Source organism: Sulfuricella denitrificans skB26 (genome assembly GCF_000297055.2).
In the GTDB taxonomy this organism is placed as follows: domain Bacteria; phylum Pseudomonadota; class Gammaproteobacteria; order Burkholderiales; family Sulfuricellaceae; genus Sulfuricella; species Sulfuricella denitrificans.
The window spans coordinates 1,606,003-1,617,937 of record NC_022357.1 but is presented as its reverse complement, the minus strand read 5'-3'; the positions used below and the strand labels follow the sequence as shown (position 1 = coordinate 1,617,937).

At 58.5% G+C, this 11,935-nt stretch carries 12 protein-coding genes; all 12 read left to right on the top strand.

Going from position 1 to position 11,935, the window contains the following annotated elements:
- Positions 1 to 85: 85 nt before the first annotated feature.
- The 12 genes from SCD_RS07945 to SCD_RS07890 all read left to right on the top strand — a co-directional run bounded on the left by SCD_RS07945 (position 86) and on the right by SCD_RS07890 (position 11,935).
- Positions 86 to 757 (top strand): DUF6781 family protein, encoded by a 672-nt coding sequence (locus SCD_RS07945; RefSeq protein WP_009205617.1) that lies wholly within the window; start codon positions 86 to 88, stop codon positions 755 to 757.
- 198 nt (positions 758 to 955) lie between these two features.
- Positions 956 to 2,635, top strand: coding sequence for an ABC1 kinase family protein (locus SCD_RS07940; RefSeq protein ID WP_009205618.1), 1,680 nt, complete (start codon positions 956 to 958; stop codon positions 2,633 to 2,635).
- A gap of 23 nt (positions 2,636 to 2,658) precedes the next feature.
- Entirely contained in the window at positions 2,659 to 4,491 is a 1,833-nt protein-coding gene (locus tag SCD_RS07935; protein ID WP_009205619.1) for an NAD(P)H-dependent oxidoreductase subunit E, read from the top strand.
- Complete coding sequence (locus SCD_RS07930) at positions 4,488 to 5,195, top strand: 2Fe-2S iron-sulfur cluster-binding protein (protein WP_009205620.1); 708 nt, start codon at positions 4,488 to 4,490, stop codon at positions 5,193 to 5,195. The genes SCD_RS07935 and SCD_RS07930 overlap by 4 nt, the downstream gene beginning before the upstream one ends.
- Complete coding sequence (locus SCD_RS07925) at positions 5,188 to 5,730, top strand: NADH-quinone oxidoreductase subunit B family protein (RefSeq protein WP_009205621.1); 543 nt, start codon at positions 5,188 to 5,190, stop codon at positions 5,728 to 5,730. The genes SCD_RS07930 and SCD_RS07925 overlap by 8 nt, the downstream gene beginning before the upstream one ends.
- 9 nt (positions 5,731 to 5,739) lie before the next feature.
- Entirely contained in the window at positions 5,740 to 7,221 is a 1,482-nt protein-coding gene (locus SCD_RS07920) for a Ni/Fe hydrogenase subunit alpha (protein ID WP_009205622.1), read from the top strand.
- Positions 7,209 to 7,709, top strand: coding sequence for a hydrogenase maturation protease (locus SCD_RS07915; protein ID WP_232504394.1), 501 nt, complete (start codon positions 7,209 to 7,211; stop codon positions 7,707 to 7,709). The genes SCD_RS07920 and SCD_RS07915 overlap by 13 nt, the downstream gene beginning before the upstream one ends.
- Positions 7,702 to 9,633, top strand: a complete 1,932-nt coding sequence (locus tag SCD_RS07910; protein WP_009205624.1) for an ATP-dependent DNA helicase — start codon at positions 7,702 to 7,704, stop codon at positions 9,631 to 9,633. Before SCD_RS07915 ends, SCD_RS07910 begins: the two co-directional genes overlap by 8 nt.
- Before the next feature lie 53 nt (positions 9,634 to 9,686).
- Positions 9,687 to 10,082: an HIRAN domain-containing protein gene (locus tag SCD_RS07905; protein WP_009205625.1), complete on the top strand. Its 396-nt coding sequence runs from the start codon at positions 9,687 to 9,689 to the stop codon at positions 10,080 to 10,082.
- Positions 10,083 to 10,128: 46 nt separating this feature from the next.
- Positions 10,129 to 10,800, top strand: a complete 672-nt coding sequence (gene tsaB / locus SCD_RS07900; RefSeq protein ID WP_009205626.1) for a tRNA (adenosine(37)-N6)-threonylcarbamoyltransferase complex dimerization subunit type 1 TsaB — start codon at positions 10,129 to 10,131, stop codon at positions 10,798 to 10,800.
- Positions 10,797 to 11,258, top strand: coding sequence for a ribosomal protein S18-alanine N-acetyltransferase (gene rimI, locus SCD_RS07895; RefSeq protein ID WP_009205627.1), 462 nt, complete (start codon positions 10,797 to 10,799; stop codon positions 11,256 to 11,258). The genes tsaB and rimI overlap by 4 nt, the downstream gene beginning before the upstream one ends.
- Positions 11,255 to 11,935, top strand: a complete 681-nt coding sequence (locus tag SCD_RS07890; RefSeq protein WP_009205628.1) for a uracil-DNA glycosylase — start codon at positions 11,255 to 11,257, stop codon at positions 11,933 to 11,935. Before rimI ends, SCD_RS07890 begins: the two co-directional genes overlap by 4 nt.

The following is an 11,935-nucleotide window of genomic DNA, read 5'->3' as shown; positions in this document are numbered from 1 at the left end:
GAATAGCAACGAAAACCACGCATTATAAAGCAATTTCTGCTAGATTTTAGAGCAAGACAATTCGAATAACGAGAAGGAGATCGTCATGAATGACAACAGCCCGAAACTACTTTCCTCCGAAGAAATCAAACAAGCGGTCAGCTCGTCGGTTGAGGGGGGCGTGGATGTTCGTGCCAGGGTTCGAGATTTGACGCTGCAGGCGCTGAGAACACGCAGGCTCGACTACGATGAGATCAAACCGGTGATCACCGCAGTGAGCGAGGGTATCAGTATGGGTGCGGCGAAGCATGCGGGCGAAGTGAAAGCTGCGCTGTCGGAAGGAATTGCCGGCCTGGACGAGGCGTTGACCAAGGCGGCCGAGGCGACGCGCTTGGCGCTGGAGCAGCTGACTTCGCAGGCCAAGGATTTTTCCCAAACCGACCTGAACTGGGCGCTGGTCAACCTCAAGCGACTGGAGGAGGAATTTCTCGACACCGTCAGCGTAGTAGCCGATTCTGCGGCAGGCAAAATCAAGCAGGAAATGAAGGATTTGATTGGTCATGCCCGACGCGCCGGCACGGACACGGGAGCCAAGGTCGCCGAAACGGTGGGCACCCTTAACAACAAGGTTTCTGCCACGCTGCATGAAGGCAAAGCGGCTGGCAAAGATGCGGCACGCGAGATGAGTGCGCGCCTGGCATCGCTGGCAAGCGGCATTCTCGCCGGCATGGCGGACGCGCTGCATGAAAAGGCCGAAAAACTGAAAAAGGTCGATTAAAAATAAAAGCAGCAATTTACCGCAGAGGACACGGATGACACAGAGGAAAGGCAAGAGTTTATCGGCTTGCACAGGAACTCTGTTTGGGTGTGCGCTGGAGGATGCGTACCCTCGCCAAATCACCCGCGGACAAGTGCTTTTGAATTCCTCCGCGTACTCTGCGGTTCAATGCTTTTTCTAGGATAATAAAAACAGACAATGATCTGGGAAACCATCAACGTCGTGCGTGACCTGCCGCGCCTGCATGAAATTACCACTACCCTGATTCGCTATGGCATGGCTGATCTCGTTCGCAAGCTGGGAATCGCCACCCTGCTCGAACGGGCGGGGCGTATTCTCCACTGGAAGGAACAAGGCGATGCCATGCACCTCGATACGCCGGTGAGGGTGCGGCGTGTGCTTGAGGATCTGGGTCCGACGTTCGTCAAGCTCGGGCAGGTGATGGCGACCCGGGTGGATGTGTTTCCACCCAACTGGATCGCCGAGTTTGAAAAGCTTCAAAGCGGCGTACCTCCGGTCCCTTTCGAAAGCCTGATGCCGCAGCTTGAAGCTGCACTGGGTTGCTCCCCACACGAAATTTTCCAGGAGTTGCAGACCGAGTCGGTTGCTGCCGCCTCCATCGCTCAGGTGCACCATGCCAAGCTTCAGGATGGCACTCCAGTGGTCCTGAAAATTCGCCGTCCCGGCATTCGCACCAAGATCGAGGCCGATCTGCGCATCCTGATGCACCTCGCACGCCTGATCGAGTTCGAGATGCCGGAAATGCGCCGCTATCAGCCGATCCAGATTGTCATGCAATTCGCCCGCTCGCTACGGCGTGAACTCGATTTTGTGGCCGAGGCGCGCAACATCGACCGATTTGCCGAGAATTTTGCCGGCTCCGATACTGTCGTGATCCCCAGGGTGTACTGGGAGTGGACTAGCGATGTCATGAACGTGCAGCAGTGGGTGGACGGCATCCCCGGCAACAATTTGGCGGCTGTCGAAGCTGCAGGGCTGGATCGCAAAGTGCTCGCTGCACATGGGGCCGATGCGGTGCTCAAGATGATCATGGTCGATGGCTTTTATCATGCCGATCCGCATCCCGGCAACGTGTTCTACCTGCCCGGCAACCGCATTGCCATGATCGATTTTGGCATGGTGGGCCGATTGATGGATGGGCGCCGCAACCAGATTGTCGACCTGCTCGCCGCCCTGGCGGGCAAGGACGATGAAGGGATGCTCGACGTATTATTGGAATGGACTGGCGATGCGGCGGTGGATGAGTCTAAGCTGGCGGCGGACGTCAACGAATTCGTCTTCAATTATGCCAACGTGCCGCTCAAGGATCTGCGCCTCGGCAAACTGCTGGGCGACCTGACCGTGATCATGCGCGACCACTTTCTGGTGATGCCTGCTGACCTAGCCATGCTATTCAAGGCGCTGATTACCCTGGAAGGTCTGGGCCGTCAGCTCGACCCGGATTTCGATATGGTGGCGCACCTCGATCCATTCGTACGGCGGGTGATCGCCGCGCGCTATATGCCGGATGCACTATTCAAACGTGGAAAGCGCAACCTTCATGACATTTTTTCCATCCTCTCCACGCTGCCGCGCGAGGTGGCTCACCTGATCAAGGAAGCGCGGCGCGGAAAGTTCAAGATCGACCTTGACCTTAAGCGTCTGGAACGTTTTTCCCACCAGCTGGATTCGAGTGTCAATCGGTTGACCCTGGGCATTCTGACTGCCTCGCTGGTGATCGGCTCTTCGATCGTGATGACGGTGCAAGGCGGGCCTACCCTGTTCGGCTTACCGTTGTTCGGCCTGATCGGCTTCATGGTGGCGTTCTTCAACAGCCTCTGGCTGATACTTTCGATCTGGCATTCCGGCCGCGATTAGTTACAAGCAGGAGGATCGTCCCCATGCAGCAGTTCGAGTTCCCTGACATTTCCCGAATCTTGACGCCGATTCTTGAACGGCATGGGGGCGATGCATCTCGTCTTCTGCAGGTTTTGCTCGAAGTTCAGGATGTCTGCCATTTTATTCCCTCCGAGGCCATCGATCTTATCGCCGCACATTTTGGCGTGCCACGGGTCAACGTGGAAGGCGTGGTCGGTTTCTATTCATTCCTTTCTACGCATTCGGTCGGAGAATACCGGCTTCTTTTCTCCGGCAACATCACTGACCAGATGCTCGGCAAGGATGAGCTGATGCAGTATTTGTGCAACAAGCTCTGGGTCGAGCCGGGCAAGGTGTCGGAGGATGGCCTTGTCAGCATAGGCAGTACTTCCTGCACGGGAATGTGCGACCAGGGACCGGCAGCGCTGATCAACGGCTGGCCACTGACCAAACTGGACCACAACCGGCTGGATTTGATTGCGGAACTGATTCGCTCGCGCAAGCCGGTGGCGGATTGGCCGGCCATGCTGTTCGAAGTGGTGGACAATATCCACCGCGGCGACGTCCTGCTGGGGCAGCCGTTCGAGCCGGGAGCAGCGATTCGCGCCACGCTGGCGCGCGGAGCAAAGGAAACTTTGGTCGAGGTGGATAAATCCAACCTGCGCGGGCGCGGCGGGGCAGGATTCAAAACTGCGTCGAAATGGTCGTTCTGTCATGCCACCATCGCCGAGGAAGAAGGCGGCGTGATCTGCGACATCGATGGCCATCCGGAGCGCTTCATTGTCTGCAATGCCGACGAAGGCGAACCGGGTACTTTCAAGGATCGCGTCCTGCTCAACAGCTACGCCGATCTGGTGTTCGAGGGCATGACTGTGGGTGCGCGGGTGGTCGGGGCCAGCAAGGGTTTTCTGTACCTGCGCGGCGAGTATCGTTACCTGCTGCAGCAGCTGGAAGCAGTGCTGAAATGCCGTCGCGAGGCCGGGTTGTTGGGCGAGACCATCCTCGGTCAGATGGATTTTTCATTCGATATCGAAATCCATCTGGGTGCCGGCGCCTACATTTGCGGCGAAGAGTCGGCGCTGATCGAATCGCTCGAAGGCAAACGCGGCCGCCCGCGCAACCGTCCGCCGTTCCCGGTGACGTACGGTTACAAGGGGAGGCCGACTGTGGTGGACAACGTCGAAACCTTCGCCTGTGCGGCTAAAATTGCGGAAAAAGGCGGCGCCTGGTTCGCGGCGATAGGCACGGCTCAGTCGACCGGTACCAAGTTGATTTCCGTTTCCGGCGATGTTGCCCGTCCAGGCATCTACGAATACCCGTTCGGCGTCACGGTGAGCCAGATTCTTGACGATTGCGGTGCAGAAGGGCGCCCCTACGCAGTGCAGGTAAGCGGCCCTTCCGGCACCACCATCTCATGGAAGGAGTTCGAGCGCAAAATCGCCTTCGAAGACTTGCCCACGGCGGGCGCTTTAATGGTGTTTCGGCGCAAGCGCGACCTGTTTCAGGTTGCGCAGAATTTTGCCGATTTTTTCGCCCACGAGAGTTGTGGCTTCTGTACACCGTGTCGGGTCGGCACCGAACTGCAGAAGAAGATCATGAGCAAGATCGCTAGTGGGTACGGCACCGCTTCCGATCTGGAAGAGTTGAAGCGCCTCGGCCATATTCTCAAGACCATGAGCCATTGTGGTCTGGGCAGCAGCGCCGCCAACCCGGTGCTGGATATTCTGGAAAAATTTCCCGATATGGTCGAGAGCAAACTCAAGGCATTTGCCTTCAAACCGGCCTTCGACCTGGATGGGGCGCTGGCGACGGCGCGCACGATCACCGGGCGGGATGACGATTGGGCGCACCTATGAGCAAAACGATTACGATAGACGGACTAGCGGTGCCGTTCCAGGAAGGCCAAACCATCATGGACGCGGCGCTGGCATCCGGGGTCTATATCCCGCACCTGTGCCACAACCCGGAATTCAAGCCTCACGGCAGCTGCAAACTGTGCACCGTCAACGTCAACGGTCGCAATGTTGCCTCCTGCACCATGCCTGCGGTGGAAGGCCAACAAGTGCTGAGCGACATCGCGGAACTCAATGCGGACCGGCTTGCTCTGACGCAAATGCTGTTCGTCGAGGGCAACCACCTCTGCCCGGCTTGCGAGAAAACCGGCAATTGCCAGCTCCAGGCCGTCGCCTACTATCTCGGCATGATGAGTCCGCACTACAACCATTTCTATCCGCAACGCGAGGCGGACGCCTCCCATCCCGACGTGATGCTCGATCGCAACCGCTGCATTTACTGCGAACTCTGCGTGCGCGCCAGTCGGGAGGTTGACGGCAAGAATGTGTTCGGACTTTCCGGACGTGGAATTAAAACTCTTTTGGTGGTCAATTCGGCTAGCGGCCTGCTGGGTGATACCGATCTCGCCGTCACCGACAAAGCCGCCCATGTGTGCCCGACCGGGGCGATTCTGATCAAACGCCATGGTTACGCCGTACCGATCGGCCAGCGCGTTTTTGACCACATCACCATCAAGGACGTGCAGACCGGAGGTGGCGATGAGTGAGAACAAAGTTCGCATTGCCACCTGTTCCCTGGCTGGCTGCTTCGGCTGCCATATGTCGTTACTCGATATCGACGAGCGCCTGTTCGGCCTGATCGAGCTGGTCGAGTTCGACCGCTCTCCGCTGACCGACATCAAGCGCTGCGGACCGTGCGACATTGGCATTGTTGAAGGAGGGGTATGCAACGCAGAAAATGTACATGTACTCAAAGAGTTCCGAAAGAATTGTAAAGTATTGGTTGCGATAGGCGCATGTGCCATCAACGGTGGTGTTCCCGCGATGCGCAACAACATCGACCTGTGGGACTGCTTCCAGGAAGTGTACTGCTACGAGGGTGGGCTGGAGTGTGGCCAGATACCCAACGATCCTGAACTGCCCCTGCCGTTCGACAAGGTGCATCCGATCTCCGAAGTGGTGAAGGTGGACTATTTTCTGCCCGGCTGCCCACCCTCTGGCGACGCAATCTGGAAGTTTTTGACCGATTTGTTGAACGGTCGGGAGCCGAAACTGGATTATGAGATGCTGCATTTTGACTGAGTGTAGAAAATGACTTTTGAACTTGAAACCGCCGCAAATCCCGAAGGACTCAAGCGCGTAGTGATTGAGCCGGTCTCCCGCGTGGAAGGCCACGGCAAGGTCACGCTCCTGCTCGACGACGACAACCGCGTGCACCAGGCACGGTTTCATATCGTCGAATTCCGCGGCTTCGAGAAATTCATTCAGGGCCGGCCCTACTGGGAAGTGCCGGTTATCGTGCAGCGCTTGTGCGGCATCTGCCCGGTAAGCCACAATTTGGGCGCTGCCAAGGCGATGGACATGATCGTTGGCGCGCAGTTGACGCCGACCGCCGAGAAGCTGCGCCGTCTGATGCACCTGGGCCAGGTACTCCAGTCCCATGCGCTGCATTTTTATTATCTGGCCTCGCCTGACTTGCTGTTCGGCTTCGGCAGCGACGTGGCCAGACGCAACATCGTCGGCGTGGCCGCCGCCTATCCGGATGTCGCCCGGCAGGGCGTGGCCCTGCGCAAATACGGGCAGGAGGTGATCCGGCTCACGTCCGGCAAGCGGATACATGGTACCGGGGCGATCCCCGGCGGCGTGAACAAGAACCTGTCGCCGGAAGAGCGGGACATTCTGTTGAAGGACATCGACCAGATGATTGCCTGGAGCCGGGATGCGGTGGAGCTGATAAAGAAAATCTACTGTGATCAAGCAGATTTCCACAACGGTTTCGGCTATTTCAAGTCCTGCTTCATGAGCCTGGTGCGGGATGATGGCGCACTGGATCTTTACCACGGCGGTTTAAGGGCCAGGGACGAGCACGGCCAGACGATTTTTGACCATGTCGATTACAGCAATTACTGGGATTATATCCACGAGGAAGTCAGATCCTGGTCCTACATGAAATTCCCGTTCATCCGGTCGAGGGGCAGGGAAGAAGGCTGGTACCGGGTCGGTCCGCTCGCCCGGATCAACAATTGCGACTTCATTCCGACGCCGCTGGCCGAGACCGAGAGGAAGACGTTCAAGGCATTCGGCGGCGGCAGCGCCACTCAATCCACGCTGGCCTATCACTGGGCGCGCATGATCGAAATGCTGCACTGCGCCGAGGGAATTCAGGGATTGCTGCATGACGCCGATTTGCTGGGTACTGACCTGGTCAGTCGGGGCGAGCGTGCTTTGCGGGGCGTGGGCGTGATCGAAGCGCCGCGCGGAACGTTGATCCACCACTACCGTATCAACGAGGACGAACTGATCGTCCGCGCCAACCTGATCGTTTCCACTACCCACAACAATCAGGCAATGAACGAAGCCGTGCGGCAAGTGGCCTTGCAGTACCTGGACGGCCAGAAACTGACCGAAGGTCTGCTTAACCACATCGAGGTAGCGATCCGCGCCTTCGACCCGTGTCTGTCCTGCGCCACCCATGCCGTGGGCAAGATGCCGCTGGAAGTGGAACTGGTGGACGCAGGCGGGAACATCATCGACCGCCTGAACAAGAACTCAGATGGCCGGTGCGACGCTTGACGGCGCCGCTGCTAGTCTTCGCCTACGGTAACCCGAGCCGGGGCGACGATGCCCTTGGGCCGCAGCTGCTCGAACTGCTTGCCGAGGGCCGGGCACAGCACCCAGAGTGGCCTGAATTAGAGCTGGTCACCGATTTTCAGCTGCAGGTCGAGCACTCGGTTGATCTGGAAGGGCACGATCTCGTCCTGTTCATCGACGCGAGCGTGTCCTGCCCATGCCCATTTCTGTTTTCCCCTCTTCAGCCTGCGCAGGATGCCAGATACACCACCCACGAAATGTCACCGCAAGCGGTGCTGCATGTGTTTGAGCAGGTTTACCAGAGGCCGGCCCCCGCATCATTTCTGCTGTCGGTACGTGGAGAAAATTTCCATTTAGGTGAACCACTAAGCCCGGCGGCGGTTGAGAACCGGGATGCGGCTTTGGCGTTGCTGGTACAATTGTGCTCTCAACCTAACCTCAAAGTTTGGCAAACCCTTCTTCATGTTTGATCTGGATTCTATTTTTGCCGAAGGCGGCGTGCTGGCACGCTCCTTCAAGGATTACCGCGTCCGCAGCCAGCAGCTCGAGATGGCGAGGACCATTTCAGATGCCATCGAAAAACACGAAATTCTGGTGGCCGAGGCCGGTACCGGCACCGGCAAGACCTACGCCTATTTGGCTCCGGCACTGCTCGCCGGCGGCAAGGTGATCATTTCTACCGGCACCAAGACCTTGCAGGACCAGCTTTTTTTCCGTGACATCCCGGCGATGCGCGAGGCACTGAAGGTGCCGGTGACGATAGCGATGCTCAAGGGTCGTGCCAATTACGTCTGTCATTTTCACCTGGAGCGCGCCAAGAACGAAGGGCGCTTCATGACCCGCGACGATTCGGTCTATCTGTCGAAAATCGAAAAATTCGCCAAGCTGAGCGATAGCGGCGACAAGAGCGCCCTGAGCGAGGTGCCGGAAAATGCCGGCATCTGGTCCTATGTGACCTCGACGCGGGAAAATTGCCTTGGTCAGGACTGTCCGCAACACAAAGAGTGTTTCGTGATGGAAGCGCGCAAGCGTGCGCAAGGCGCGGACGTGGTGGTGGTCAACCACCATCTGTTCTTTGCCGACGTGATGCTGCGCGACGAGGGCGTGGCTGAACTGCTGCCGGCCAGCAACACGGTGATTTTCGACGAGGCGCACCAGTTGCCGGAAACCGCCAGCCTGTTCTTCGGTGAGAACCTGAGTACTTCGCAACTGCTCGAATTGGCTCACGACGCCCACGCCGAGGGCATGGTTTCGGCCAAGGATTTCGCTCAGTTGCCCGAGGGTGCTGCGGCTCTGGAAAAGGCGGCACGCGATTTGCGCCTGGTTTTCCCGCAGGACAGCGTGCGTTTGCCACTGGCTGGTGCGCAGGCTGCGCACGGCTTCGCAGATTCCTTGGTCGAAACAAAGACCAGGCTTGATGCGCTTAATAAACTGCTCGAATCCCAGGCCGAACGTAGCCCCGGTCTGGAAAACTGCTGGCAGCGCGGCACCCAGTTCGCAGCGCAACTCAAGCGCTGGATGGACGAGGAGAACAACGGTAGCGTGCGCTGGGTAGAGGTGTTCAATCGCGCGATGCAACTCAACGCCACGCCGCTTTCTATCGCTGAGATTTTCCGCAAGCAGATCGACGATCATACCCGCGCCTGGATTTTTACCTCGGCCACGCTCGCCGTGAAAAAGGATTTCAGCCACTACCAGAGCCAGATGGGCTTGCTGGATGCGGCCACTGCCTTCTGGGACAGCCCTTTTGATTATGAAAACCAGGCGGTGCTTTACTCGCCCCAGGGCATGCCGGAGCCGAACAGCCGCGGCTATACCGAGGCGGTAGTGGCGGCTGCCTTGCCAGTGATTCGTGCCAGTGGCGGTCGCGCGTTCCTGCTCTGCACCAGCTTGCGTGCGATGCGCGAGGCGCATGAACTGCTGAAAGAGGCCTTCGACAAGGAAGGGCTGGAATTCCCCCTGCTGCTGCAAGGGGAGGGAACGCGTACCGAGCTGCTGGAGCGCTTTCGCCGCCTCGGCAACGCCGTACTGGTGGCGAGCCAGAGCTTCTGGGAAGGAGTCGACGTGCGCGGCGCGGCGCTGTCGCTGGTGATCATCGACAAGCTGCCATTCTCGCCGCCGGACGATCCGGTGCTGGCAGCGCGCATCGAAAAGATCAACCAGGAAGGGCGCAACGCCTTCATGGAATACCAGCTTCCCCATGCCGTCATCACTCTGAAACAGGGCGCCGGGCGCCTGATCCGCGACGAAACCGATCGCGGCGTGCTGATGATCTGCGACCCGCGCCTGCTTACCAAACAGTACGGCAAGCGCATCTGGCAGAGCCTGCCGCCGATGAAACGGACGCGGGAGGTGGTGGATGTGGAGAAATTTTTCGAGCAGCGGGCAGTATAGCTTTCTCGGCCTTTGGGGAGAGGGCAGGGGTGAGGGGGAGAAAAGGTAAGCTTATGTCCAGTTACAGATTACCCCTGATCCCTGTCGCGGCCTTGCTGCTGGCGCTGCTCACCGTGCCGGCCAGCGCCGAGCCCGGTACAAACGCCAAAATCCTGCTGCAAAGCTCACCTCTGGCCGGATTTCGCTACTATGAAGGCAAGAAGTTGTGGAGCGAAATGAAGGTGGGGGACGCCCTTCATCTCGTCCGTGAACCCGGCAATACTTACGACGCCAAAGCGGTGCGTGTCGAGTGGCAAGGTCACAAGCTCGGCTACGTACCACGCGCCGACAACGAGGCGCTGGCGCGCTTCATGGATCGCGGTTCTAAAGCGGAAGCGCGTATCACCCGTTTGAAGAAAAGCAGCAACCCGTGGCAGCGGATGGAATTCGAGGTCTATCTGGGTTTATGAATCGGCGCGGTATAATGCGCCTTATCACTTTCTGTTTATTTGCATCATGAAAATTCTCGCTCTCGACTCTTCTACCGAGCTTTGTTCCGTCGCCTTGTGGCTGGACGGTGTAATGACCGTGCGCGAGGAACTGGCAGGACAGCGCCATTCCGAGCTGCTGCTGCCGATGGTGCAGGATGTGCTCACCGAGGCGGGGCTGGATTTGAAGGCGCTGGACGGCATTGCTTTCGGTGAAGGGCCGGGGTCGTTCACTGGTCTGCGCATCGGTTGTGGGGTGGCGCAGGGTTTGGCATTCGGTGCGGATTTGCCGGTGGCGGGGGTGTGTACTCTGCTTGCGCTGGCCGAAGCTTCGGGCGCAAGCCGCGTGATCGCCTGCCTGGATGCGCGCATGGGCGAGGTTTACCATGGGGTGTACGAAAAAACCGAAGGTGAGTGGCGTACCCTGATAGCGCCTGGATTGAGTTCGCCGCAGCAGACGCCGGACGTCGCAGGCGAACACTGGACCGGTTGCGGGAATGGCTTTGCGGCTCATGGCGAGATATTGCGCAGCCGTTATGCCGGGCAGCTAATCGAGGTGATGCCTGATGTCTTGCCCCATGCGGCGCAGATCGCTGTGCTGGGTGCTGTGCAATTCAAACGCGGCTTGGGTATGGATGCGGCTGAAGCTGCGCCGTTGTATATCCGGAATAAAGTCGCGTTGAAGACGAGTGAGCGATGAGCGCCCAGTTTCAGGAAATTGTCTCTATCCGCCCCATGTGCCACGAAGATATCGAGGCGGTGGTTGCGATTGAATACGAGATTTATCCTTTTCCTTGGACCTACGGTAACTTCCGAGACTCGCTCAATGCCGGCTACAGTTGCTGGGTGTACGAGCTCAGCGGGTTCGTGATTGGCTATAGCGTGATGATGGTGGCTGTGGGCGAAGCGCATCTGCTCAACCTGGGTGTTGCACCGGATTGGCAGGGCAGGGGGCTGGGGAGGCGCTTCCTTCACCAACTGATCAATCGGGCGCGCGATTATCATGCCGAAATCATGTTGCTGGAGGTGCGTCCTTCCAACATTGCGGCGCGCCAGCTTTATCTGAGCACCGGTTTCTCGGAAATCGCCGTGCGCAAGAAATACTATCCGGCCGAAAATGGGCGCGAGGATGCGGTTCTGATGGAATTGTCGTTATGACGGGCAGGCGCGAGCTCTTTCTGCAAGAAATGGGGCTGGGGCCGGTGTGGCGCGCTCGCGGAGAGGTGGCTGATGCGCCTGGTCTAGTTGACGCAGGCGCCATGGATTGGTCTGAGCTTAAAGCCGCAGTGGCAGGATGTACCGCCTGCGAACTCCACAAGAGCCGCACTCGGGGCGTGTTCGGCGTCGGCGACGAGAATGCCGACTGGCTGTTTATCGGCGAGGCGCCCGGCGTGGACGAGGATGCTCAGGGGGAACCCTTCGTCGGCCAGGCCGGCAAGCTGCTCGATAACATGCTGAGAAGCATCGGACTGAAGCGAGGTGTTAATGTGTATATCGCCAACGTGGTGAAGTCGCACCCGCCCAACAACCGTAACCCTAACTCAGTTGAGGTTGCTGCATGCTTGCCCTACCTCAAGCGCCAGATCGAGCTGATCCAGCCGAAGCTGATCGTGACACTGGGTAAAGTCGCCTCCGAAGCGCTGCTGGGACACGAGGCGACAATCGCCAGCCTTCGCGCCAAGGTGCACGCCTACCAGGGTATTCCGTTGATCGTGACCTATCATCCCGCGTACTTGCTGCGCACACTGCAAGACAAGGCCAGGGCATGGGAAGATTTGTGCCTGGCGAAACAGACCATGCAGGACTTGTGCTCCAAGGAATCAGCTACTATATAA